Source organism: Sphingobium soli (assembly GCF_020782245.1).
GTDB classification, from domain to species: Bacteria; Pseudomonadota; Alphaproteobacteria; order Sphingomonadales; family Sphingomonadaceae; genus Sphingobium; species Sphingobium soli.
Map to the genome: position 1 here is coordinate 1 of NZ_JAJGNP010000002.1, position 24,253 is coordinate 24,253.

The following is a 24,253-nucleotide window of genomic DNA, read 5'->3' on the forward strand; positions in this document are numbered from 1 at the left end:
GGGACGAGTTCAACATGGGTCAATTCTCAGTGGAAATTTACGCCCTACCCGGGTCACTTCTCAGTGGAAATCAACAGGCTAAGGGACCATGCCATCCTGCAACTGCTCGCGACCTATGGCCTGAGATCGGGCGAGATCCGCAACCTGTTGATCGAAGACATCGACTGGCGCGCGGAATCGATCCGCATCAAGCACACCAAGACCCGCGCCTGTTCGTTCCTGCCGCTGATGGCGCCGGTCGGCGAAGCAATGCTCGCGTATCTGCGCGCGGGACGGCCTGTGACTGATGCCCGGGAAGTCTTCATCCGCACGCGCGCGCCCTATCGCAAACTTGGAATGCTGGCTAGCGTGGTGCGACGACGGCTTCGCGACGCCGGGGTCGAGCCACCAGGCAAGAGTGGTCCGCACATCTTCCGCCATGCCCGCGCGGTGGAAATGCTGCGCGCTTCGGTGCCGCAGAAGATCATCGGCGACATGCTCGGACACCGTTCGACCGAGTCCACGGCGCCTTACCTCAAGCTTGCGACGGAAGATCTCAGGGCCATCGCACTCGACGTGCCGGGACGGGAGGTGCGGTCATGACGATATGGCCCGATCCCGGCAGGATGTTGATGGCGCGCTATCTTGCGAGCCTTGGCCTGCGCAGCCCCAACAGCCGCGCCTATTACAAACAGGTGCTAGGCAGCTTCCAGGACATCGCCGAGCACCACGCCGAACTCGGCAACGACGTGTTGGTGGCCTGGCTGGAGTCGTTTTCGGCCCAGTGGGCAGCCACGACGCGGTTGCACCGCACTCGCATCATCGACCGGTTCCTCGACTATCTTCTGGAAGCCGGCGCGATTGAATGCAATCCCGTCGCCGCCTTGCGCGATGCGTGTAATATCAAACAGTGCAAGCCGGTGTGGCGGGCGCTGGCGTCGCGCGATCCGGACGGCGCGCTTGCCGAACTGCGCCAGCCCACGCCGTTCGGCAGCGTGCTAGGCGAAATGATGGCCGGGCACGTCGTCCTGATGCGGAGCCGCGGTTACAAATACACGTCGCAGCACGTGTGGCTCTTGCGGTTCGACCGTTTCCTACAGTTGAACCCGGCGCTTCAGGATCAGCCGCTCGGGGTTATGCTCGAGCACTGGTCATCAGCCAAAACGACACGCAATCACGCGAACGAGTGCGAAAAGCTGAAGCGCCTCCTTGCGAAAATCCTACGTCACCGGGATCCGTCGATCCCGCCGCGTCGGCCGGACCCGCGTCCGGGAAAGGAAGTGGCCAAGCAATGGCGCAAACCTCATATCTATACGCCCGCCGACGTGCGGCATATGCTCGACATTGCCCGTTCCTACCCCTCGCCAAGGGCGCCGCTTCGCCCGTTAAGCATCTACACCATGCTGCTGCTCGCCTATTGCGCGGGACTACGGCGAAGCGAGCTTGCCCGTCTCGATCTGAGTGACGTCGATCTCCAGGGAGGCACGATCACGATCCGACAGACCAAGTTCTACAAGACCAGAATCCTGCCGCTTCCCAACAGCGTGATGGCCGAGCTTCGGGCCTATATCGATGCACGGCGTAAGGCCGGTGGATCACATGATCCGCGCTCCGGCCTGTTCTGGCACGAGCAGCGCAGCGCCCGCTACACAAAGCAAGCCGTCGCATGGCTGCTCGTTGACGTCATACGCCGGGCCGGGCTGAAGCCGCGGCAGGGGCGAACGGGGCCTCGCCTGCACGACCTGCGGCACTCGATGGTCGTGAACCGTATTCTCGAATGGTACCAGACCGGCATCAACCCACAGGAGCGCCTGCCGTTCCTCGCGACCTATTTGGGCCATCGGGATATCAACTCTACCCTGGTCTACATCACGATCACGCAGGACCTGCTGCATCACGCCAACGAGAGGTTCCGCGCGGTGGGCGCACCATGCCTCAATCTGGAGCAGGAGGTGCGGGCATGAGCAAGATCAATCGGTTCCCGGACCTCATGCGCGCGTTCTTCTACGAATGGCTGGTCGAACAGCGCAACGCATCTATCCATACGGTCCGATCATACCGCGATACCTGGCGGCTGTTCCTCCGGTTCGTCGCCCAGCGTGCAAGGACGAAGGTGGCGATGATCACGCTGGCTAATTTGTCCGCCGGCGAGGTCATCGCGTTCCTCAGTCACGCCGAACATGAACGCGGTAGTACGATCGGCACCCGCAACTGCCGGCTCGCCGCGATCCGGAGCTTCTTCAACTTCGTGGCGACCAAGGATCCCGCGTTGATCGCGCAATGCGTCGAGGTCCTCAACATCCCAGTCAAGCGCAGACCTGTATCGGAACCCTGTTACCTTGACCCGGCGGAAGTGACGGCGATCCTCGCTCAGCCAGACCGTTCGACTGTTGAGGGTATGCGTGACCATGCGCTGCTCTCGTTCCTCTACAACAGCGGCGCACGAATACAGGAAGCGCTTGATCTGTGCCCCGGAGCGATCCGGTTCGAAAGCCCGAACTGCGTGAGCCTGATCGGCAAGGGGCGGAAGGAACGCATCTGTCCGCTCTGGCCGGAAACCGTGATGTTGTTGAAGAAGCTGCTCGACAGGCAGCCACGAGCGCCAGACCAGCGGCTGTTCGTCAACCGCTATGGCGAACCGCTCAGCGCTTCAGGAGTCCGGTTCAAGCTTGCCGCCTACGTGACCGCTGCGGCCGAAACCACGCCAACACTGCGCGCCAAGCATGTGACGCCGCACGCCTTCCGACACGCAACCGCCGTGCACCTCATCTCGGCGGGCGTCGACGTTACGGTCATCCGCAGTTGGCTCGGCCATGTGAGCCTCGACACGACCAATCACTATGCCAGGGCCAATCTGGAAACGAAGCGGAAGGCCTTGGAACAGGTTGCCGTTCCGGCAACTCCCGGCGGTCAGCCATCTTGGAAGCGCGATGCAAGCGTGCTCGCCTGGCTCGACACGCTCTGAAATAATGTAAAGGGACGTCGGAAAAAACCGTAGATATCAGCCAATCTGGCCGCGTTCCTTCACATTATCAGTACCTCGCGATTACTCGATTTATGTTCATCTCGCCATAACTTGATCCAAGCGCCGATGTAATCCGAGTGCCGCACCGTTGGCTGGATGCCGAGCGTTGCGCAGGTGAACGCCGCCGTCATCTCGGCTGCCAATTCTTCCTTTGCGTACTCGATAGAGCCGAACCGCCCGGACTGATCGCGCTCCAGCCGCCCCTTGCCGCCGACCCAATGACCCATTTCGTGCAACGCCGTGCGAAACCAGTTTATGGGCTCATGAAACGCTGCCTGCGGCGGCACCTGCACATAGTCCTGCCTCGGCGAATAGAACGCCTCGCTCCCGCCGATCCGGAAGTCCGCGCCGCTCGCGGCAATCAGCCTGTCCACCTCGGCAATCGCCATGACGGAATCGGGGACGACCGGCTCGGCGTCATACTGCTCGGGCAGTCCCTCGATCTGGTCGAGATTGAACACGGTGAAGCGCTTCAGGAAGGCAACCGTGCGCGCTTCGCGGTCCTCGCCTGCGGCCTTCGCCGCCTCAGCCTTCGGGGTGAAGCGGTCAGCATAGCAGATCACCGTGCCTTTCTCGCCTCGCCGCACATGCCCGCCTGCCTGCTCGGCCTGCTTGTAGGTCAGCCAGCGCTGCGAAGAAAACTGGCGTTCCACCGCCTCGCACCACAGTATAAGAATGTTGATCCCGGAATAGACCCGTCCGGACACGGCGTTATGTGGCATCGTGCAAGGGCACCGGGCGCTGTCCCAAGGCTGCACCCATGGAAGGCGTCCTTCCTCCAGCTCGGCGATCACGCGTGCGGTAACCTCGCCATAAAGGCTCTGACGGTCGGCCATGACTTCTCACTCCTTTCCTCAACCGCCATTGACCGGCGCCAGGGTGGCGGGGGGCGGCAGGAGCGAACCGGCAGCCCCGCCGGCTGAAGGCGGGGCGCACCCGAAGGGCTGAAATGAAATGGAGGACCCGGAAGCGAAGCGGACGGGTTGCGGCCCGTCGAGGCGGGGCTACAGGGCAGCGACGCCCCCCGCCACCTTGGAGCCGTCAAGGCTCAACGCCGCCGCGCGCAAAGCGCGGCGACCCTTGACGGGTGCCAGCAGCATCCCGACCGAACCGCCCAAGGCGGGGCGGAACGCGTCAGCGATCGTAGCGGCTATGCCGACGAGACGCCGCACGACGGCTCGGCTGGAGCGTCAGCGGAAGTAGAGCGCGGTCAGCCCGTGAGGGCTGGGACGCCGCACCACACTTGGTTCAACAAACCGTTCTAATGGTTCAACAAACCGTTCTAACATCGAGAGGCCTGTTCAACATCACTGCTGTTAAATGCGGATCGGGCTCCTAAACGCGCTGACGCAGCCCGCAAACCTCACGACCCGCTGTGGCCAAACTTGGGCCGCAGGATGGTGGCGCCGCCGCGCAGCTGATCAAGATGATCCGACCAGTGCTGCATCATGCGAACACGCTCCTCCCAGTATTGACCGCGTGCATAAGCGCGGCGGATGGAGTTGCCGTCCGCATGGGCGAGCTGACGTTCGATCGCATCGGGGTTCCAGCAGCCCATTTCGTTGAGCAGTGTTGCGGCCAGCGCCCGAAATCCGTGGCCGGTCATTTCGTCCTTGCCGTAGCCAAGACGCCGGAGCGCAGCATTGATCGTATTGTCCGACATCGGCCTGTCCACCGAGCGCAAGGAGGGGAAAAGAAAAGGGCTGTAGCCCGCATCGTGTTCGATCTCACCAAGTATGGCGACAACCTGTCGGGTAAGGGGGACAGCGTGAGGCCGGCGCATCTTCATCTTGTGACCCGGGATCGTCCAGACGCGCTTGTTCAGATCAAACTCGCTCCATTCCGCCCAGCGCAGTTCGCCGGGCCGCACGAAAACATGCGCCAGCAAACGCAGCGCGGTCCGCGTAAGCGGATAGCCGTCATATTCATCGATAGTCCGCAGCAAAGCCCCGGCTTCGATCGGCGTGGTGATTGCGGCCCGATGTGTCGTTCGAGGGGTGACGAGGGCGCCGCGAAGATCCGAGGCGATATCGCGCTCGGCTCGAGCCGTGGCAATCGCATATCGAAAGACCTGGCTGCCTGCGGTCCGTGCCCGATTGGCGGTGTCGTAGCGTTTCGTGGCCTCGATCTTCTTCAAGGCCAGAAGCAGCTCATGCGCAGAGATTTCGCGGATCGGGCGCTTTCCGATCGCAGGATAGAGCTTCGCGAGCAGCCAGCGTGCCTTCTTGAGCGTCATGGCTGCTGCGCCTTCAGCGGCTATCTTTTCGAGCCACTCGTTCGCCACAGCTTCGAAAGTGTGCGCCGCCGCGAGCATCTTCTGGATCTTTTCAAGCTTGGCATGCTCGACGGGATCGACCCCCTTGGCGAGAAGCCGCCGCGCATCCAGCAGTCGTTCTCGCGCCTCTCCCAGCAGCAGCTCTGGCCAACGCCCGAAGGTTATGGTTCTCTGCTTGCCGAGAAAGCGGTAATTCATTCGCCAGACGCGTAAGCCGCTGGGTTCGATCTGGAGGTAGAGCCCATCGCGATCGCTGAGCTTGTAGGCCTTATCTTTGGGCTTAGCACGCGACACCCAGGCGGCGGTAAGCCCGGACTTCTGCCGCTTTCCTTCCAACATGATGGTATCTCCCCATCGCTATGGCGGGGCGTACCATCAAATCTTCCATGATTGGGGTGAGATTTGGTGAAATGGCCCGAACCTGTCGGAGACATTTTACCACGTAAAAATGGCGGAAAACAGCCACTTATGCGATGCTCTCAGACCCTCTGAGAAGCAAAAATGGAGGCCCGAGCCGGAATCGAACCGGCGTGCACGGATTTGCAGTCCGCTGCGTCACCACTCCGCCATCGGGCCTTGCAAGTGGGACGCCGCAAATGTGCGGCTTTGATCGCAAAGTCAAGCCGGATGGCTTGGCGGCGCCCTAAGATTCTTGGGCGTGTCCATGCAAAGCCGCTTGGCGCGGCGCGCCCGCTGATTTAGAGGTCCGATGATCTCCTTAGTGTATTGCATTGCCAATACAGTTGTGCCAAGCGAGGAACTATCGTGAGCGAGCAGACCTATTCTTCGATGCGGACCGCCATGGTCGAAAGCCAGTTGCGCACCAGCGACGTGGACGACCAGCGCGTGATCGCCGTGATGGCCCGGGTGCCGCGGGAAGATTATGTTCCCGCCGAGCGCCGCGCCATGACCTATATCGACCGTCCCATTCCGCTGAGCGGTGGCCGCGCGCTCAACGCGCCGCTGGTGACCGGTCGGCTGCTCAAGGAAGCGCAGGTTGATGCCGGGGACAAGGTGCTGCTGATCGGCGCGGCGACCGGCTACAGCACCGCGCTGCTCGCCGAAATGGGCGCGCAGGTGACAGCGGTGGAAGAAGAAGGCGGTCCCGAGATTGCCGTCCCGGGCGTGACCCTCGTGCGGGGCGCTCTGGCCGCCGGCGCGCCCGATGGCGCGCCCTATGACATATTGTTCATCGATGGCGCGGTGGAGGAAGTCCCCGCCGCGCTCGTTCAGCAGCTTGCCGATGGCGCCCGCGTCGTGACCGGAATCATCGATCGTGGCGTCACGCGTCTGTGCGCGGGCCGGATGGTCGGCGGCGCGCTGGGGCTTAGCAGCCTGGCGGATATTGAAATGGTGGCTCTGCCCGGGTTCGGCGCGGCCAAGACGTTTACGTTCTAGAAGGAGGATGAGCGGGGGAGATGACAGGCAAGCGCACCTATAAACGGCACCATGCCGCAGCTGCCCTGCTGTTGCTGTCTTCCGCCATCAGCCTGCCCGTGCATGCCGAAACGCTGCAGGGTGCGCTGGCGAAGGCCTATGCGTCGAACCCGACGCTGACCGGCGCGCGCGCGGGGCAGCGCGCGACCGACGAAAATGTGCCGATCCAAAAGGCCAATGGTCGACCGGCCGCCGACATTCAGGGCAGCTATAGCGAAAGCATCCTCAAGCCCACGATCAGCTTCACCTCGCCCCAGCGCACGCTGAACGCCCAGGCATCCCTGAGCGTGCCGATCTATTCGGGCGGGTCCGTACGCAACAGCGTCAAGGCCGCCGAAGTGCGGGTGGAGGCGGGGCAGGCGGGCCTGCGCGGCACCGAAGCCAGCATTTTTTCGCAAACCGTCGCGGCCTATATGGACGTGATCCGCGACAGCGCGATCGTGTCGCTCAATCAGGCCAATGTGAATGTGCTGGAGGTCAATCTTCAGGCGACCAACGACCGGTTCGAGGTCGGCGACCTGACGCGCACTGACGTCGCCCAGTCCGAATCGCGGCTGGCGCTGGCCCGGTCCGACCTGCAGACGGCGCAGGCCAACCTCATCACCAGCCGCGAAAATTACATCGCGCTGGTGGGGGAAGCGCCCGATGCGCTGGAGCCGCCGCCGCAGCTTCCCGGCCTGCCGGCCGATCCGTCGATCGCGGTGCGCGTCGCGCTCAATGACAATCCCGACATATTGGCGGCCAAGAAGCAGCGCGATGCGCGGCGTTATGACGTGAAGGCGGCGCGCGGCACCGTGCTGCCGACCATCTCCGCCTTCACCCAGGCGGGTTATACCAACTATCTCCATACGCTCGGTGGCACGGCGCTCGACGCCGACGGCAACAGCATCGAAGGGCCGCAGGTCAACAAGCAGGCCGCCGCCGGCGTCCAACTGACGATCCCGCTCTATCAGGGTGGACGACCCGCCGCGCAGGTGCGGCAGAATCAGGCGCTCGAATCGCAGGCGATCGAGCAGGAGATTGAAACCGAACGCAACGTCATCGCGCAGACGCGTGCGGCCTATGCCAGCTGGCAGGCGTCGCTCCAGACGATCCAGTCCAGCCGCAAGGCGGTGGACGCCACGGGCTTGTCGCTGGAAGGCGTGCGGGCGGAAAATTCGGTGGGCAGCCGCACCATCCTCGACATCCTCAATGCCGAGCAGGAAGCGCTGATCGCCCGGGTCGAACTGGTGTCGGCGCAGCGCAACGCCTATGTCGCCGGCTTCACGCTGCTCGCCGCGATGGGGCACGCCGAAGCGAAGGATTTGGGACTGGAAAGCGGCACGCTCTATGATCCGATGGTCAATTATGACCGGGTAGAAGGCAAATGGTTCGACTGGGACTGGGGCGCCGCGCCCGCGCCAGTGGCGACGCGGACCGTTGACACGCCCGCGCAGGATGCCAAAGTCGATCCCGCGACGGCCCGCCAGCCTTAACCGCTTGTTAACCGGATCAGGTAATTCTAAGGCGGTATCGCTGCGCAATGGATTTTGGACGGGGACTATCCATGGGTGACATGACCAAGGAACCCTCGATGGAAGAGATACTCTCGTCCATCAAGCGGATCATCGCCGAGGAAGGCGAGGAAGCGGTGCAGGCCGCGCCCCGCCGCACCCGCGCCGATAGCGCCCGGGCGGCGTCCGTGCCGGTCGCGCCAGCGATCGAAGAAGTGCTGGAATTGACCGATGAGGTCGCGGAGGAGGAAGTGATGCCCGCTCCCAAAGCTGCTGCCACCAAGCCGTCCGATCCGAAAGGCGAGGATACGATCCTGTCGGTCGAAAGCGAGGTGGCCGCGCGCCATTCGCTTTCCGCGCTGTCCTCCATGCTGGTCGCGCCGCGCGATGGCGAGGAAAACACGCTGGACGGCCTCGTCCGCTCCATGCTGCGACCGATGCTCAAGGAATGGCTCGATGCACGCCTTCCCGCGCTGGTCGAGGATATGGTGGCCAAGGAAATCGCGCGCATCACCAGCCGCTAAGGCCGGTCTTGCGGCCGCTGACGCAGCGGCCTAGACCCCTGTCATCCTGACGGCGCACGGGCCTTGCGGCCTTAACCGTCGTCTGCACGACATGGGGACATATGCATGAAGACTTTGCTGCTTGCAGGGATCGGCGCGATGGCGCTGGCCTGCGCGCCCGCGCTGGCCCGGCCGTTCACGCCCGCCGACATGGTGAGCCTTGACCGGATCGGCGCGCCGGCGGTGTCGCCGGACGGCAAATGGCTGGCCTATCAGCTGCGCAGCACCGACCTGGCCGCCAATCGCGGGCGCACGGACCTTTATCTGCTTGCCATCGATCGGCCAGGCCAGACGCCGCGCAAGATCGCTTCGGTGGCGGACAAGAATGAAGCCTCGCCCGTCTTTTCGCCCGACGGGTCGGCGCTCTACTTTCAGTCGGACGCCAGCGGCGACGATCAGCTCTGGCGCGTGGCGCTGAGCGGCGGTGATCCGGTTCAGATCAGCAAGGCCCCCGGCGGCATTTCCGGTTTCCTGCTCAGCCCCGATGGCATGAAGGTCGCGCTATGGGCCGACCGGCCGGTGGGCGCGAAGACGCTGGACGATGTGAAGCCCGACGCGCCGGCGGATGCGGGCAGCGGCCGCGTTTACGAGCAACTGTTCGTGCGCCATTGGGATACATGGTCGGATGGCCAGCGGTCCCAAATCTTCGTCATGCCGGTTGCGGGCGGCCCCGCCATTTCGGTGATGGGCGGCTTGGTCGGCGACAGCCCGTCAAAGCCCTTTGGCGGCGCGGAAGAGATCGCCTGGAGCAGGGACGGCAAAACCCTGTTCTTCGCCTTGCGGGAGGCGGGACGGATCGAGCCGCTGTCGACCAATCTCGACATTTTCTCCACCCCCGCCGATGGCAGCGCGGCGCCGACCAACCTGACCGACGCCAATGACGCGACCGACACGATGCCGACGGTGTCGCCCGATGGCCAATGGCTGGCATATGCCGCGATGAAGCGGCCGGGTTACGAAGCGGACCGGCTGGTGCTGACGCTGCGTAATATCGCGACCGGCGAAACGCGCGCGCTGACCGAAGGATGGGACCGGTCGGTCGGGTCGATCGCCTGGACGGCGGATGGCAAGTCGCTGTTGGTGACGGCCAATGACGTGCTCGACAATCCGGTGTTCCGGGTCGATGCCACGTCGGGCAAGGTGACGCGCCTGACCGGCAAGGGCCATGCCGGCAGCGTCATTCCCTTGCCGCAGGGCGGGTTCGTCTATGCGCTCGACAGCATCCAGTCGCCCGCTGATTTCTGGAAGATGCCGGCCAGGGGCAAGCCGGTGCGCCTGACCCAGGTCAATGCCGACAAGCTGGCGGGCGTCGACGATGTGTCGGTCGAACGCTACAGCTTCAAGGGCGCCAATGGCGACACCGTCTGGGGGCAGATCGTCAAGCCCAGGGGCGTGACCGGCAAATTGCCCGTCGCCTTCCTGGTCCATGGCGGGCCGCAGGGCAGCTTCAACGACAGCTGGTCCTATCGCTGGAATCCCAAGGCTTTCGCCGCCCATGGCTACGCCGCGGTGATCGTCGATTTTCACGGCTCCACCGGCTATGGCCAGGCCTTTACCGACAGCATCAACAAGGATTGGGGCGGCAAGCCGCTGGAAGACCTGAAACTGGGCCTGGCCGCCGCCGCGGCGCAGGATGCGCAGGTCGATGCCGGCAATGCCTGCGCGCTCGGCGCCAGCTATGGCGGCTATATGATGAACTGGATCGCGGGGCAGTGGCCCGATGGGTTCAAATGCCTGGTCCAGCATGACGGCGTGTTCGATGCGCGGGCCATGGCCTATGAAACCGAGGAGCTTTGGTTCGACGAATGGGAACATGGCGGCCCTTATTTTGAGGTGCCGCAGGAGTTCGAGAAATGGAACCCGGTCAACCATGTCGCGCAATGGAAGACGCCGATGCTGGTGGTGACGGGGGAAAAGGATTTCCGCATTCCCTATACTCAGGGGCTGGCCGCCTTCACCGCATTGCAACGGCGGGACATCCCATCGAAACTGCTGGTTTTCCCCGATGAAAATCACTGGGTGCTCAAGCCCAAAAACTCGCTGCAATGGTATGGCGAGGCGCTGGGCTGGCTCGACAAGTGGACGGCGAAATAGACAGCAGCGCGGGCTGTGATAGACTGGCCGCTTCCTTGGGTAGGGGGCGGCCATGTTGATGGTGATGAGTGCGGCGATTGCCTTTGTCGGCACGCATTTCCTTTTGTCCCACCCCTTGCGCGCGCCGCTGGTCGCGCGGGTGGGGGAGAAGGGGTTTCTGGGGCTCTATTCGCTGGTGGCCTTCGCGACCCTCGGGTGGTTGGTCATGGCGTATCGTTCCGCATCCGTAACGGAAATGCTCTGGCCGGTTGGCGATGGCCTGTGGGCGCTGGCGACGATCATCATGTTGGTGGCGTCGGTCCTTCTAATGGGATCGCTGGTCGGCAATCCGGCAATGCCCGACCCGGACGGCGCGGTGCGCGTGCCGGCGCAGGCGAAGGGCGTATTCGCGGTGACGCGTCATCCCATGCTCTGGTCCTTCGCGCTGTGGGGGATTTGCCATATTCTGGTCTATCCGGTCGCCAAGAATATCATCGTCGCGCTCGCCATCCTGATCCTGTCGCTGGTCGGCGCGGCATTGCAGGACCGGAAAAAGGAACGGCTGCAACCGGCGCAATGGCGGGAATGGGAGGCGAAAACCAGCTACTGGCCGTTCGCCGCCATCGTGGCGGGACGGGCGCGGTTCGGGCGGTTCGGCGCGCATGCGTTGGCGGGCGGTGTGGTCGTGTGGCTGGCCGCGACCTGGGCGCATATGCCGCTTGCGGGCTGGGCGGCGGGCATCTGGCGCTGGATCGGCTGATAGTTTCGCTGGAATGGAGCGGGCAGGGCCTTTAAGGGCGCTGTCATGACCGAGCTGCCCAAGACATTCGACCCCGCGTCCATCGAAACCCGCTGGTATCAGCATTGGGAGGAAAAGGGGCTGTTCCGCCCCGACCGCCCCGATGCCACGCCTTTCACCATCGTCAATCCGCCGCCCAATGTCACGGGCAGCCTGCATATCGGCCATGCGCTCGACAACACGTTGCAGGATATCGTCATCCGCTACGAGCGGCTGCGCGGCAAGGATGCGCTGTGGGTGGTGGGCACCGATCATGCCGGCATCGCGACGCAGATGGTGGTGGAGCGCCAGCTCAACGCCAAGGGCGAAAAGCGCACCGATTACAGCCGCGAGGATTTCATCGCCAAGGTGTGGGAGTGGAAAGCCGAAAGCGGCGGCGCGATCACGCGCCAGCTGCGGCGGCTGGGCTGCTCCATGGACTGGGCGAACGAGCGCTTCACCATGGACGAGGGCTTTTCAAAGGCCGTGGTCAAGGTGTTCGTGGAACTGCACAAGCGCGGCCTGCTCTATCGCGACAAAAGGCTGGTCAACTGGGACCCGCATTTCCGCTCCGCCATTTCGGACCTGGAGGTCGAGACGGTCGAGACCAAGGGCGGCTTCTGGCGTTTCCGCTATCCGCTGGCAGACGGCGTGACGTTGGCCGATGGCAGCGACCACATCGTCGTCGCGACGACGCGGCCCGAAACGATGCTGGCCGACATGGCGGTCGCGGTGCATCCCGACGACGCGCGCTACAAGGATGTCATCGGCAAGCAGATCGTTCTTCCGATCACCGGCCGGCGCATCCCGATCGTCGCGGACGATCATGCCGACCCGGAACTGGGCACGGGCGCGGTCAAGATCACGCCAGGACATGACTTCAACGATTTCGAGGTGGGCAAGCGCGCGGGCTTCAAGGCCGGCGACATGCTCAACATGTTCGACGCAGACGCCAATGTCGTCCAGACCGCCGACGGCCTTATCCCCGACGCATTTCTGGGGCTGCACCGCTTCAAGCGCGACGGCGTCGATGGCGCGCGCGAAGCCGTGGTGGCGGCGATGAAGGCGCTCGGCTTCCTCGTGCCCCATGTGACGAAAAACAAGGAGGGCGAGGAGGTCACGGCCGATTTCGAACCGCGCACGATCCAGACGCCGTTCGGGGATCGCTCCGGCGTGGTGATCGAACCCTGGCTGACCGACCAATGGTATGTCGATGCGGCCAAGCTGGCGGTTGCGCCGATGCAGGCGGTGCGCGACGGCGCGATCGAGATCGTGCCCAGGACATGGGAAAAGACCTTCTTCAACTGGATGGAGAATATCCAGCCCTGGTGCGTGTCGCGGCAACTGTGGTGGGGGCATCAGATTCCGGCCTGGTTCGATGCGGACGGCAACAGCTATGTCGCTGAAACCGAAGCCGAAGCGCAGGCTCTGGCGGGCAACAAGGCGTTGACGCGTGATCCCGATGTGCTCGACACCTGGTTCTCGTCCGCGCTCTGGCCGTTCGGCACGCTGGGCTGGCCGGAACAGAGCGAGACGCTTTCACGCCACTATCCCAACGATCTGCTGATTTCAGGCTTCGACATCCTGTTCTTCTGGGACGCGCGGATGGCGATGCAGGGCATGGAGTTCATGGGTGATGTGCCGTGGCGCAAACTCTATCTCCATGGCCTCGTCCGCGCCGCCGATGGGCAGAAAATGTCCAAGTCCAAGGGCAATGTGGTTGATCCGCTGGGCCTGATCGACCGGTTCGGCGCGGATGCGCTGCGCTTCTTCATGGCGGCGATGGAAAGCCAGGGCCGCGACGTGAAGATGGATGAAAAGCGGGTCGAGGGCTATCGCAACTTCGCCACCAAGCTGTGGAATGCGGCGCGCTTCCTGCAAGCGAACGGGGTCACGGCGTCCACAAGCCATGAGGCGCCCGCCGCCCACCTGCCGGTCAATCGCTGGATTATCGCCGAGACGGTGGCCACGGTGCAGGCGATTGACCTTGCCATGGCCGACCTGCGCTTCGATGCAGCGGCCAACGCCATCTATCACTTCGTCTGGGACCAGTTTTGCGACTGGTATATCGAACTGACCAAAGGCGCGATGGATGACGAAACCCGCGCCGTAGCGGGCTGGGCGTTCGATCAGATTCTCGTCATGCTCCACCCGTTCATGCCATTCATAACCGAAGAGTTATGGAGCCTGACCGGCGCGCGCGCGAACGAACTGATCGTGGCGCAATGGCCGCAGGCGCTGGCCGCCGTCGACAGGCAAGCGCAGGCGGAAATCGACTGGCTGATCCGACTGGTGAGCGCGATCCGCACTGCGCGGACAGAACTCAATGTCCCGCCGGGCGCGAAGCTACCCATGGTCGTGAGCGGCGCAGCGGAGGACACGCACCGCCGGCTCGACCGGCAGGGCGTGGCGCTGGCGCGGCTTGGCCGGGTGGAGAGCCTGAGCTTTGGCGAACCGCCCGCCGGCGGCGCGGCGCAGATCGTGGTGGACGAGGCGACGTTCATCCTGCCGCTGGAAGGCGTGATCGATATTGCGGCGGAAAAGGCGCGACTTGCCAAGGCGCTGGCCAGCGCGGAGAAGGAGCGCGATGGTCTGGGCGGTCGCCTGTCCAATGCCAGCTTCGTCGAAAAGGCCAAGCCCGAAGCCGTCGCCAAGGCGCGCGAGGATCATGCTGAAAAGACTGCCGAAGCCGAGCGGTTGAAAGCGGCGCTGGATCGGTTGGGATAAGCACGCGCCTATGACCCGTTCGGGCTGAGCTTGTCGAAGCCTCTTTCTTCCTTGATAGAAGAATGGCCCTTCGACAGGCTCAGGGCGAACGGAGGCGGCCATGGTCCGCCTCCTCATCCAGCCTGTGCGGGGAGATGCAGACAATGGCGACAGGCAAACCAGACCGCAAAGACCTGACGCAGGGGGCGATCGGATCGACGCTGCTGCTCTTTGCCATGCCGACGCTGGCGTCCAACATCCTCCAGTCCTTGAATGGTTCGATCAACGCCATCTGGGTCGGGCGCTTTCTGGGCGCGCAGGCGCTGGCGGCGACCGCCAACGCCAATATCATCATGTTCCTCATGTTTTCCGTCGTGTTCGGGTTCGGCATGGCGTCGACCGTGGTGGTCGCCCAGTCGGTCGGCGCGAAGGATATCGATGCGGCGCGCCGCGCCTTCGGCACCGCCGTCGGCTTCTGTTCGATGCTGGGGCTGGGCGTCGCCATCGCCGGCTGGATCGGCGCACCCGCGCTGCTGCGCCTGCTCGCGACCCCGCAGGAGGCGTTCGACCTGGCGCTCGTTTATCTGCGCGTTATTTTCTTCGCCATGCCCGCGACCTTGCTGGTCGTCATGATCATGATGGGCCTGCGCGGCGCGGGCGACGCGCGCACCCCGCTCATCTTCATGATCGTCAGCGTCGCCATCGACCTGGTGCTCAATCCCGTACTGATCCTGGGGCTGGGGCCGGTCCCGGCTTTCGGGATTGCGGGGTCAGCGGCAGCGACGGCGGCGGCCGGGTTCATCAGCCTGATCGGCGTCGTCGCCTTCATCTATGCCAAGGACATGCCGCTGCGGCTGCGCGGGGCCGAACTGCGCTACCTCTGGCCCGCAGCAGACCAGATGCGCGTGCTGCTGGGCAAGGGGCTGCCGATGGGGTTGCAGATGATCGTCATGTCGCTCTCTGGCCTGGTGATGATCGGCCTCGTCAACCGGGAAGGGTTGCTGGTGACGGCCGCCTATGGCGCGGCCCAGCAGATCTGGACCTATCTTCAAATGCCCGCGATGGCCATGGGCGCGGCGGTCAGCGCGATGGCGGCGCAGAATATCGGCGCGGCGCGGTGGGACCGGATCAGCCGCATCACCGGCTATGGCCTGGGCTATCTGCTGGCCGTGACCAGTGCGATGGTGGCGGTGATCCTGCTGTTCCACGAACCACTGCTGGCGCTGTTCCTGGGCAATAATCAGGCAGCGATTGAGGCGGCCTGGACGATGCAGCTGCTCGCCAGCTGGAGCTTCATCTTCTTTGGCTGCACCATGATCCTGTTCGGGGTCATGCGCGCCAATGGCGTGGTGGTCGCGCCGCTGCTGATCCTTATCTTCACATTGTTCGCGGTGCGGCTGGGCTTTTATTATCTCGCCTATCCGGTGCTGGATGCGAACGCCCTGTGGCTGAGTTTCCCGGCCGGATCGCTGACCGCGCTGCTGCTCGCGTCGGCGGTGTATCTGCATGGGGGCTGGCGCAAGGCGAAGCTGATGGCGCCGGTCCATGCCGAACAATGCCGCGAAAGCGTGAACAGCGAAACCGAGCCTGCCGGCCGAATCGCCCCGGTAGGATAAGGTGTCAGCGCCCCTGGCTGCGCCAGCGGGTGATGGTGCGCGCCAGAATATCAGCCTCGCCGCCCGATTGCCGCCACAGATCGGTAAAGCTGGGATCATTGGATGCCGGGCGGCGCTGCGGCTCCAGATTGTCGAGCGCGACGCGGATCGGCACCGCGACGCCTTCGCCGCAGATGATCGCCTCGCGGTTGCGCAGCGCAGGAATGGTATCCAGGAAGCCGCGCGCGCCTTCGGGCATCGCCGCCTTCACGAACGCCTGGTCGCGATCATTGTTGAGTCGCATGGCGATGATGGTGCCGCATTGCGACAGCACGCCTTCGGCCAGATCGGATGGTCGCTGGGTGATGAGGCCCAGCGACACGCCATATTTGCGGCCTTCCTTGGCGATCCGCTCCAATATCTTGCGCACGGCCTGACCCGATCCGCTGGTGGAGGAGGGGATGTAGCGATGCGCTTCCTCGCACACCAGCAGGATCGGCCGCTGCGGTTCGTCCCGCGCCCAGATGGCATAGTCGAACACCAGCCGCGACAGCACCGACACAACGGTCGAGGTGATGTCGGATGGCATGGCCGACACATCGATGATGGAAATGGGCTTGCCATCGGAGGGCAGGCGGAAAATCTTGGCAATGAACTGCTGCATCGTGTCCGCGACCAGCATGCCCGAAAACATGAAGCTGTAGCGCGGATCGGCCTTGATCTCGTCGATCTTGGTCTTGAGCCGCATATAGGGCAGCGCGCCCGTGCCCTTGTCCAGCTTTCCCATCTCGTTCTGAAGGATGGTGGTGAGGTCGGACAGAAGATAAGGGACCGGCGAATCGACCGTCAGCCGACCGATGCTTTCGGCCAGCCGGTTCTTCGATCGCGCGGCGAGCAGGCATTTGGCCAGGATGTCGCTGTCGACCGTGCGGTCGGCCCCCTGCGAGGTCACGAACACCTCGCAATGCTCCTCGAAATTCATCAGCCAATAGGGCAGGGCCAGGTTGCTGACGTCATAGACCGCACCATTCTGCGCGAAGGCAGCGCCATATTCGCCATGGGGATCGATCATGACGATATGCCCCTGGGGCGACAGGTCGCAGATGCGATGCAGGATCAGCGCCGCGCTGGTCGACTTGCCGGTGCCGGTCGAGCCCAGCAGCGCAAAATGCTTGCCCAGCATCGAATCGACATAGAGCGCCGCGCGCGTTTCGCTGGTCGGGTAGACGGTGCCGATTTCGACATTGGCGCGGTCATCGGCGGCGTAGATTTGTTGCATGTCGGCGCTCGACACCGGGAAGATGTCGGTGCCGGGCGTGGGATAGCGGGTGACGCCGCGCCGGAAATGATGGATGCGGCCGGTCGCCGACTCCTCATCGCCTTCACCCAGAAAATCAATGTCCGCTATGACGCTGTGCGTCGCCTGATCCAGCGCCATGGTGCGCACGCTGGCGATGAGCCAGCAGCCGCCGACCCGCATCTTGACCTGGCTGCCGACCTGTCCCGCCATCGCGACGCAGGGATCGGCGTCCTGGCCCAATATCCCCAGGCGCTGCGCGTCGATCAGCACTTTGGAACTGGACCCGGCAATCTGGAAGATCATGCCCATGGAATGCGGATGATCCGGCGTGGACGACGCGGCAAAATTCTGGGCGTCCGACATGTAGGACATGGTGCATCCGTTTCCTTGGCGCCGATTGAGACCCGGCAAACATCAAGGCTTTAGAAGGAAGAGGTAAATTTTGGCTTAGCCGCGTCGGTCGTCTGTGATGCCGGTTGCATGCTAAGGCTGGACAAGGGAACATGGATCAGCTTCAGGCATTTCAAGCGCCAGCTGAACACAGGATGCTTTCTTGTCCGAAACGATAGTCGCCGACCGCGCACGCCGATCCGACGCCATCGCCATCGCGCGGGTTATCTGCATATTGGGCGTGGTCTATGTCCATGCCTGGACCGGGCTCAACGGCATTGCGCTGGCGGCTTTGCGGGGCACGGGGCAGGACACGCTGCGCTGGACGCTGATGGAGGTGTTCGGGCGCAGCGCGGTGCCGCTCTTGGGCCTGATTTCGGGCTGGCTGGTGGCGGGATCGGGCACCTCGCGCGCCTGGACCACCCATGTCGCGCGCAAGGCGCGGACGATCCTGCTGCCGATGGTGCTGTGGAACGCGCTTGCCATCCTGTTCGTGTCGGGCGCGGCCTTGCTGTTCCATCTTAAGGCGCCCACGCCCAGTTCGCTGGAATGGGTGGCGCAGGAATTGTTCATCCTGACGCGCAATCCCGACATCAATGTCCAGATGCCGTTCCTGCGCGATCTGTTCCTGTGCATGCTCGTCGCGCCCCTGTTGGTGCGGCTGCCTGGCTGGGTGCTGATTCTGATCGCACTGGCAGCAGCCGCCGCGCAGGTGGCGGGGCTGGGGCCGCCGGTGCTGATGCGCGCATCGATCCTGTTCTTCTTCGTCATCGGCATATTGGCGCGCCGGCAGGGGACAGAGCAGGTCGTGGCGCGCATGCCGCTATGGCTCGCGCTGCTGCCCTTCCTCTTGCTGATGATGGTGCAGCTTTACCGGGCCGTGGCCGTGGGGGATGGCGAATGGACGACGGTGCAGCGCGCAATCGACATGAGCGTGCGGATCGCTGCTGCCGTCGCTTTCTGGCGGATCGCCTGGACACTGGCGGGATCGGGCGCGCGGGGGCTGCTGCTGCGGATCGAACCCTATATGTTCTTTCTGTTCTGCGCGCATCTGATCCTGATCTGGCTGGGCGGCCCGTTGATCGGAAAGATCACCGGCGACATGGGATCGCCGCTCTATCCGATTTACCTGATCCTTCAGCCGCTGATCGTGCTGCTCGTCGTCATTGCGGTCGGATCGGCGCTGCGGCGCGTCGCGCCGCGCGCGGCGGCATTGCTGAGCGGCGGCCGGCTCGGCCCGGCCCGGGTCAGGGATCAACCGGTTCTGGTGCGCGCGCCGTAATCGCCTGCGCGGCGGCCATGGCGATGGCGAAGCTGTGCTTGCGCGCATCAGGATCGTGGATCTGCCCGGTCAGGATGATTTCATCGGCCTGCGTGCGATCCAGAAAGGCGGCAAGATCGCGTTCGACATCTTGCCTGGTGCCGATGCTCGACACGCTCATCACATCGGCCAGCATCGCGCGCGCCTGCATGGGCAGGCTGGCCAGATAATCGGGCACCGGCGGTTGCAGCTTGCCCGGCTGGCCAGTGCGCAGCCGCACGAAGGCCTGCTGCATCGAACTGGCGAGCAACGTCGCCTCCTCCTGGCTGTCGGCGGCGAAGACGTTATAGGCCGCCATGACATAGGGCCGGTCGAGCTGGGCGGAGGGGCGAAAGTCGCGCCGGTAGATGGCGATTGCCTCATCCAGCGCGGCCGGCGCGAAGTGGGATGCGAAGGCATAGGGCAGGCCCAGCGCGGCGGCGAGTTGCGCGCCATAGAGGCTTGAACCCAAGATCCACAGCGGCACGTCCGCACCGGCGCCCGGTGTCGCCTGAATGCCCAGTCGATCGTCGCCCGCTAGAAAAGCCTGCAATTCCATCACGTCGCGGGGGAACTGATCAGCGCCGCCGCTGAGGTTCCGGCGGATCGCCTGCGCGACCTTCTGATCCGATCCCGGCGCTCGGCCAAGGCCCAGGTCGACGCGGCCGGGAAACAGCGCGTCGAGCGTGCCAAACTGTTCGGCAATCACCAACGGCGCATGATTGGGCAGCATGATGCCGCCCGCGCCGATGCGCATGGTGGAGGTGGCATGGCCGATATGCGCCAGCACCACGGCGGTCGCGGCCGATGCAATCCCCGCCATGCCATGATGCTCGGCCACCCAGAAACGGTGATAGCCAAGGCGTTCGGCATGGGCGGCAAGGTCAGCTGTCTGGGCCAGCGCGGACGCGACGTCGCCGCCTTCGCGCACGGGGACAAGGTCGAGCAGGGAAAAGCGTGTCATGCCCACCATATGGGGGCATGATGCGTTTCAGTTCAAGACGTATTAGGTGAGGTCTGCGATCAGCCCGCGCGCCCGAAGCTGGCCTGCGGCGCGCCCACGCGGCGGCCAAAGCCCCCCGGACGGCGCGCCGCCAAAGGATTGGCATCACGGTCGAGCAGGGCGATGGTTTCGCTAAAACAGGGGCGTAGCGCGACGACCGTTTCGATCAGTTCGTCGGGCGTCTCATGCATTTCAACACAGCGGCGCGCGGTCATTTCGATCGTTTCGGCAAGCGCCGACAGGCGATGCGCGCAAAATTGGGCGGATTCGCCCTTCAGCGTATGGGCCGGGCGCACCAGCGCGGTTGCATTGCGGGTGCGCATGGCTTCCTCGATCTCATGGATCGATTTGACGCCGTCTTCCTTGAAATAGCTCAGGATGCGCAAATAGGCTGCGCCGAGCTCCGCGCGCGCGCGCGCCAGCTCGGTCAAGTCCACCAGGTCGGATTGTTGATGCAGCACGCGCCACTCCCTTACATGCGCGTGCGAACATAAGGGGGGCGCGTAAACAGCCGGTTAAATTTCGTGGGCTTCGGGTCCGCTCACGCGATGCGAAAGCCGATAGCGATCCTGCCCGATCGCGGCGAAATCCCAGCCATGCTGGGCCGACAGCGCGGCCAGTTCCGCGCCCGCGATGGGATCATCCGCCTCGATCAGGATGGCATGCGCCTCGCGCATCGCGCGGGCGGCGCGCAGTGCGGGCCAGGGGCATTTCATCCCCCGCGCGTTGATCGCCACCGAATCATCGTCATTTGCCAAAGGGGTTCTTCGCGCTGCGCAGCGTCAGCCGAACCGGCACCGCGCCAAAGCCCAGTTCCTTGCGGATGCCGTTCACCAGATAGCGGCGATAGCTTTCGGGCAGTTCGTCGAGCCGTGTGCCGAACAGAACGAAGGTCGGCGGCCGCGTCTTGTTCTGGGTAATGTAGCGCAACTTGATGCGCTTGCCGCCGGGCGCTGGCGGCGGATTGGCCTCCAGCGCGCGTTCGAACCAGCGATTGAGGATGCCGGTGGAAATACGCTGCGACCAGGCGGTGCGCGTTTCGAAGGCGACATGGATCAGGTCATCCAGGCCCTTTCCGGTCGCGGCCGACACGGTCATGATCGGCACGCCGCGCACCTGCGCCAGACCGTCGGACAGCGCCTGCTTGATGCCCTGATAGAGCGCCGAGCCATTGTCGACCGTATCCCATTTGTTGAGCGCGATGACGAGCGCACGCCCTTCCTCCAGCACCTTGTCGGCGATGCGCAGATCCTGCGCTTCCAGCCCGCGCGTGGAATCGAGCAACAGCACGACCACTTCGGCAAAGTTCACGGCGTTCAGGCCGTCGCTGACCGCCAGCTTCTCCAGCTTGTCCTGCACCTTCGCGCGCTTGCGCATGCCCGCTGTGTCGATGAGGCGCACGGGCCGCTCCAGCCCCTCGCGGCTGGTCCAACTCCAGTCGACGGCGATGCTGTCGCGGGTGATGCCGGCCTCCGGCCCCGTCAGCAGACGATTTTCCCCCAATAACCTATTGATAAGAGTGGACTTTCCTGCGTTCGGGCGGCCCACGATCGCCAGTTTAAGCGGCGCGTTCTCCATGTCCGCTTCGCTGTCGCCGTCCGCTTCCGGCTCCTCCTCTTCCTCACGGTCGAGGTGAGGCAGCAAGGCCTGGAACAGGTCGGCCATGCCCTGGCCATGTTCGGCGGAAAAGGGGATGGGTTCGCCCAGGCCCAGGCCAAAGGCTTCCATGACGCCGCCTTCGGATGCCCGGCCTTCCGCCTTGTTGGCGACCAGCACGACCGGCGCATCGCCTTCGCGCAGCCAGCGGGCGATTTCCTCGTCCAGCGGCGTGATCCCCGCGCGCGCGTCGACCAGGAACAGGGCGACGTCGCAATTGTCGACCGCCGCCTCCGTTTGGATACGCATCCGGCCCGGCAGCGACTGCGGATCCTCATCCTCATAGCCGGCGGTGTCGATGATGGTGAAGTCCAGACCCAGAAGATGCGCCTCACCTTCCCGCCGGTCGCGCGTAACGCCTGGCTGGTCATCCACCAGCGCCAGCTTCTTGCCGACCAGGCGGTTGAACAGGGTGGACTTGCCCACATTGGGGCGTCCGACGATCGCTACGGTGGGCAGCATGGCCCTTATCCTTCCAGTCAAAAAACAGATGCTCCCGCGCGGGCAGGGGGCTGGCCCATCGAGTGGACCCCACCCCCCTGCCTGCGCAGGAGCACGCTTAGCATGAGTATGCGGCTTAACGGAACGCCGTCAGCTTCCCGTCGTCGGCCAATATGTAGAGCATGTTGTTGGCGACGACCGGGGACAGCGACATGGAACGGTTCATGTCGACTGTCGACTGAACATCGCCAGACGCGGGATCGACATAGACCATTTCGCCCCGCGTGGACACCACGATCAGGCGGCCGCCCGCCAGCACCGGGCCGGTCCAGCGGATCGCCTTGTCCTTCTTCTTTTCCTTCACCCAGCGGCGCAGTTGGCTGATCCAGCGGATCTTGCCGGTCGCGCGCGATACACACAGCAGCTTGGCATCGCTGGTGACGGCGAAAACCCATTCGCCCACCACCGCCGGCGTCGAAATGCCCGCAATGTTGATTTCCCAGATGCGCTGGCCGCTGGTGAGTTCATAGCTGGCCATGCGACCGCCCTGGCCAATGGCGAAGACGCGACCGCGGTCGATAACCGGATCGGCATCGATGTCGGTCAGCGTGGCGACAGCGGTCGAGATGCTGGTGCGCGACAGCGCGTCACCCCACAGCGAACGGCCATTTTCATAGCGATAGGCGGAAATTTCGCCCGAGCTGTAGCCGGCGATCACCGTGCCTTGCGCGGCGGCCGGGGCTGCAACGCCGAAGATGCCCGTTACCTGCAACGTACCGCTGTCGGTCCATTGGGTGACGCCGTCGCTCTGGTTCAGCGCGAAAATCTGGTTGTCCTGTCCCATGACATAGACATGGCCATTTTCCAGCGTCGGCGCGCCGCGCAGCGGACCGCCCAAATGCTTTTGCCACAGGATCTTGCCGGTCGCCGCCTCCATCGAAACCACATCGCCGACGCCCGTGCTGGCGAACAGCCGGTCGCCCAGCACGCTGACGCCACCGCCGAACAGCGCCCGGCCATTGCCTTCGGCCGGCAGCGATGTCTGCCACAATCTGGAGCCGCTCGCGGCGTCGAAGGCGATCACATGCGCGCCCGCATCGATGACATAGAGCTTGCCGTCCGACACCACGGGGGACGCGGCCAAGCGCGCCTGGGGCTTGCTGCCCTGAATCGACACGGTCCAGGCCTGGCTGGGCGATCCGGCTAGCGAGACATGGCCCATCGCCTTGGACGAATTGCCGCCGGGCTGGCTCCAGCTGTCGTTGACATAAGGGGCGGGCAGGGTGACGGGCACGTCCGCCAGCGCCGGGTCCACTTCCACGCCCTGTTCGTTGGACAGGATCGACACGCGGTTGCCGACCACCGGGGTCTTGGGGCCGCCCTTCTTGCCACCGATGATGCCACAGCCCGCCAACATCGCGATCATCGCCGCCACGGTCATGGCGCGGCCCATAGGCGCCAGGCTCTTCATGCTCACCATCGCCATCTTGTCGCTCATCCCTCGCTCGGCTCTGCCGGAATCTCTACCGCGTCTATCCCCATGACGCCCGCCATCTGACGCGCGCGTGAACGGATCGACTGCGGCACCTTGTCATCCTTGGCCATGGCCGCGAACATTGGGCCGGCCAGATCATTCTTGCCCATCTTCATATACGCAACCGCGACCAGTTCGCCGGCGCTGCCGAACCAGGGCGCGCCTTCCACCGCCAGCGGCTTCAGCCGGTCGACCACCTGCTGGGGTTTGAGGCTGTCGAATTCCAGCGACGTCTGGCGGATCAGCGCCAGGTCGCGATAGGGCTGGTCCAGGCTGTCGTCGGCGGCAATCGCGCGATAGGCGGCGATTGCGGCCTTGGCGTCGCCCTTGCGCGCGGCGACGCCCGCCTGCACCAGAAGCGCCGATGCGCGATAGCCCGGCTGGCTGGCCTTGGTCAGCGCGGCGAGTTGCTTGGGATCGGGCGTTCCGCCGCCGACCGCCGTGTCGAGCAGCGTGTCCATCTGTTCCGACACCGCTTCCGACTGCGTTTTTTGATGATGCTGCCAGTAGAGCCACCCGCCAAAGGCCGCCAGACCCACCACCAGCACGACGATGAGGATGCGGCCATAGCGTTGCCAGAAGGTCGTCAGCTGGTCCTGCCGGACGGCGTCATCGACCTCACGCATGAAGGCTTCGCTGTTTTGCGGCGTCAGGGCCACGATATTCTCCGAGAAATGGATCAGAAACGTCTGGCGGAAGGCGCGA

At 64.2% G+C, this 24,253-nt stretch carries 21 protein-coding genes and 1 tRNA gene; 11 read left to right on the plus strand and 11 right to left on the minus strand.

Going from position 1 to position 24,253, the window contains the following annotated elements:
• From LL253_RS02630 to LL253_RS02640, 3 genes are all read left to right on the plus strand, one after another.
• Positions 1–582 (plus strand): site-specific integrase (locus LL253_RS02630; RefSeq protein ID WP_228226105.1); only part of this gene is annotated, 582 nt, incomplete at its 5' end.
• A complete protein-coding gene (locus LL253_RS02635; RefSeq protein ID WP_228226106.1) occupies positions 579–1,943 on the plus strand; it encodes a tyrosine-type recombinase/integrase in 1,365 nt (454 codons plus the stop codon). The genes LL253_RS02630 and LL253_RS02635, both read left to right, overlap by 4 nt.
• On the plus strand, positions 1,940–2,944 hold the full coding sequence (locus tag LL253_RS02640; RefSeq protein WP_228226107.1) for a site-specific integrase: 1,005 nt from the start codon (positions 1,940–1,942) through the stop codon (positions 2,942–2,944). The genes LL253_RS02635 and LL253_RS02640 overlap by 4 nt, the downstream gene beginning before the upstream one ends.
• 59 nt (positions 2,945–3,003) lie before the next feature.
• On the opposite strand, the gene LL253_RS02645 is transcribed toward LL253_RS02640, so the two are convergent.
• From LL253_RS02645 to LL253_RS02660, 4 genes are all read right to left on the minus strand, one after another.
• Positions 3,004–3,840 carry an ArdC family protein gene (locus LL253_RS02645; RefSeq protein WP_228226108.1) on the minus strand — a complete coding sequence of 279 codons (837 nt, stop codon included), beginning with the start codon at positions 3,838–3,840 and terminating at the stop codon, positions 3,004–3,006.
• A gap of 168 nt (positions 3,841–4,008) precedes the next feature.
• Complete coding sequence (locus tag LL253_RS02650; RefSeq protein WP_228226109.1) at positions 4,009–4,176, minus strand: hypothetical protein; 168 nt, start codon at positions 4,174–4,176, stop codon at positions 4,009–4,011.
• 191 nt (positions 4,177–4,367) lie between these two features.
• Positions 4,368–5,618, minus strand: coding sequence for a tyrosine-type recombinase/integrase (locus LL253_RS02655; RefSeq protein WP_228226110.1), 1,251 nt, complete (start codon positions 5,616–5,618; stop codon positions 4,368–4,370).
• Positions 5,619–5,781: 163 nt separating this feature from the next.
• Positions 5,782–5,855, minus strand: a tRNA-Cys gene (locus LL253_RS02660).
• Positions 5,856–6,044: 189 nt separating this feature from the next.
• On the opposite strand from LL253_RS02660, the gene LL253_RS02665 reads away from it, so the two are divergent.
• From LL253_RS02665 to LL253_RS02695, 7 genes are all read left to right on the plus strand, one after another.
• On the plus strand, positions 6,045–6,677 hold the full coding sequence (locus LL253_RS02665; RefSeq protein ID WP_228222027.1) for a protein-L-isoaspartate O-methyltransferase family protein: 633 nt from the start codon (positions 6,045–6,047) through the stop codon (positions 6,675–6,677).
• A gap of 20 nt (positions 6,678–6,697) precedes the next feature.
• Positions 6,698–8,191: a TolC family outer membrane protein gene (locus tag LL253_RS02670; RefSeq protein ID WP_009821054.1), complete on the plus strand. Its 1,494-nt coding sequence runs from the start codon at positions 6,698–6,700 to the stop codon at positions 8,189–8,191.
• Between the two features lie 71 nt (positions 8,192–8,262).
• Positions 8,263–8,733: a DUF2497 domain-containing protein gene (locus LL253_RS02675; protein WP_009821055.1), complete on the plus strand. Its 471-nt coding sequence runs from the start codon at positions 8,263–8,265 to the stop codon at positions 8,731–8,733.
• Positions 8,734–8,838: 105 nt separating this feature from the next.
• A complete protein-coding gene (locus tag LL253_RS02680; RefSeq protein WP_228226111.1) occupies positions 8,839–10,866 on the plus strand; it encodes an alpha/beta hydrolase family protein in 2,028 nt (675 codons plus the stop codon).
• A 52-nt stretch (positions 10,867–10,918) separates the two neighbouring features.
• Positions 10,919–11,605, plus strand: coding sequence for an NnrU family protein (locus tag LL253_RS02685; RefSeq protein ID WP_228226112.1), 687 nt, complete (start codon positions 10,919–10,921; stop codon positions 11,603–11,605).
• A gap of 45 nt (positions 11,606–11,650) precedes the next feature.
• On the plus strand, positions 11,651–14,350 hold the full coding sequence (locus tag LL253_RS02690) for a valine--tRNA ligase (protein WP_228226113.1): 2,700 nt from the start codon (positions 11,651–11,653) through the stop codon (positions 14,348–14,350).
• A gap of 143 nt (positions 14,351–14,493) precedes the next feature.
• Positions 14,494–15,945: an MATE family efflux transporter gene (locus LL253_RS02695; protein ID WP_228226114.1), complete on the plus strand. Its 1,452-nt coding sequence runs from the start codon at positions 14,494–14,496 to the stop codon at positions 15,943–15,945.
• A gap of 4 nt (positions 15,946–15,949) precedes the next feature.
• On the opposite strand, the gene LL253_RS02700 is transcribed toward LL253_RS02695, so the two are convergent.
• Entirely contained in the window at positions 15,950–17,587 is a 1,638-nt protein-coding gene (locus LL253_RS02700; protein ID WP_371388878.1) for an ATP-binding protein, read from the minus strand.
• 190 nt (positions 17,588–17,777) lie between these two features.
• On the opposite strand from LL253_RS02700, the gene LL253_RS02705 reads away from it, so the two are divergent.
• Positions 17,778–18,896 (plus strand): acyltransferase family protein, encoded by a 1,119-nt coding sequence (locus LL253_RS02705; RefSeq protein ID WP_228222021.1) that lies wholly within the window; start codon positions 17,778–17,780, stop codon positions 18,894–18,896.
• Here LL253_RS02705 and LL253_RS02710 read toward each other — a convergent pair.
• The 6 genes from LL253_RS02710 to LL253_RS02735 form a co-directional block, all read right to left on the minus strand.
• Positions 18,862–19,878, minus strand: a complete 1,017-nt coding sequence (locus LL253_RS02710) for an LLM class flavin-dependent oxidoreductase (protein ID WP_228226115.1) — start codon at positions 19,876–19,878, stop codon at positions 18,862–18,864. The genes LL253_RS02705 and LL253_RS02710 overlap by 35 nt on opposite strands.
• A 59-nt stretch (positions 19,879–19,937) precedes the next feature.
• On the minus strand, positions 19,938–20,378 hold the full coding sequence (locus LL253_RS02715; protein ID WP_009821063.1) for an Hpt domain-containing protein: 441 nt from the start codon (positions 20,376–20,378) through the stop codon (positions 19,938–19,940).
• 54 nt (positions 20,379–20,432) lie between these two features.
• Positions 20,433–20,675 carry a sulfurtransferase TusA family protein gene (locus tag LL253_RS02720; RefSeq protein WP_009821064.1) on the minus strand — a complete coding sequence of 81 codons (243 nt, stop codon included), beginning with the start codon at positions 20,673–20,675 and terminating at the stop codon, positions 20,433–20,435.
• On the minus strand, positions 20,665–22,035 hold the full coding sequence (gene der / locus LL253_RS02725) for a ribosome biogenesis GTPase Der (protein WP_009821065.1): 1,371 nt from the start codon (positions 22,033–22,035) through the stop codon (positions 20,665–20,667). The genes LL253_RS02720 and der overlap by 11 nt, the downstream gene beginning before the upstream one ends.
• 115 nt (positions 22,036–22,150) lie before the next feature.
• Positions 22,151–23,467 carry a PQQ-binding-like beta-propeller repeat protein gene (locus tag LL253_RS02730; protein WP_407696078.1) on the minus strand — a complete coding sequence of 439 codons (1,317 nt, stop codon included), beginning with the start codon at positions 23,465–23,467 and terminating at the stop codon, positions 22,151–22,153.
• Between the two features lie 41 nt (positions 23,468–23,508).
• Positions 23,509–24,207, minus strand: coding sequence for a tetratricopeptide repeat protein (locus LL253_RS02735; RefSeq protein ID WP_228226117.1), 699 nt, complete (start codon positions 24,205–24,207; stop codon positions 23,509–23,511).
• Between the last annotated feature and the right edge of the window lie 46 nt (positions 24,208–24,253).

Excerpts from the sequence above, each read along its gene's own strand:
- LL253_RS02675 (WP_009821055.1), top strand. The coding sequence starts at position 8,263 with ATGGGTGACATGACCAAGGAACCCTCGATGGAAGAGATACTCTCGTCC.
- LL253_RS02655 (WP_228226110.1), bottom strand. The coding sequence starts at position 5,618 with ATGTTGGAAGGAAAGCGGCAGAAGTCCGGGCTTACCGCCGCCTGGGTG.
- LL253_RS02730 (WP_407696078.1), bottom strand. The coding sequence starts at position 23,467 with ATGGGCCGCGCCATGACCGTGGCGGCGATGATCGCGATGTTGGCGGGC.
- LL253_RS02695 (WP_228226114.1), top strand. The coding sequence starts at position 14,494 with ATGGCGACAGGCAAACCAGACCGCAAAGACCTGACGCAGGGGGCGATC.
- LL253_RS02640 (WP_228226107.1), top strand. The coding sequence starts at position 1,940 with ATGAGCAAGATCAATCGGTTCCCGGACCTCATGCGCGCGTTCTTCTAC.
- LL253_RS02635 (WP_228226106.1), top strand. The coding sequence starts at position 579 with ATGACGATATGGCCCGATCCCGGCAGGATGTTGATGGCGCGCTATCTT.
- LL253_RS02690 (WP_228226113.1), top strand. The coding sequence starts at position 11,651 with ATGACCGAGCTGCCCAAGACATTCGACCCCGCGTCCATCGAAACCCGC.
- LL253_RS02680 (WP_228226111.1), top strand. The coding sequence starts at position 8,839 with ATGAAGACTTTGCTGCTTGCAGGGATCGGCGCGATGGCGCTGGCCTGC.
- der (WP_009821065.1), bottom strand. The coding sequence starts at position 22,035 with ATGCTGCCCACCGTAGCGATCGTCGGACGCCCCAATGTGGGCAAGTCC.
- LL253_RS02700 (WP_371388878.1), bottom strand. The coding sequence starts at position 17,587 with ATGTCGGACGCCCAGAATTTTGCCGCGTCGTCCACGCCGGATCATCCG.
- LL253_RS02685 (WP_228226112.1), top strand. The coding sequence starts at position 10,919 with ATGTTGATGGTGATGAGTGCGGCGATTGCCTTTGTCGGCACGCATTTC.
- LL253_RS02645 (WP_228226108.1), bottom strand. The coding sequence starts at position 3,840 with ATGGCCGACCGTCAGAGCCTTTATGGCGAGGTTACCGCACGCGTGATC.
- LL253_RS02710 (WP_228226115.1), bottom strand. The coding sequence starts at position 19,878 with ATGACACGCTTTTCCCTGCTCGACCTTGTCCCCGTGCGCGAAGGCGGC.
- LL253_RS02670 (WP_009821054.1), top strand. The coding sequence starts at position 6,698 with ATGACAGGCAAGCGCACCTATAAACGGCACCATGCCGCAGCTGCCCTG.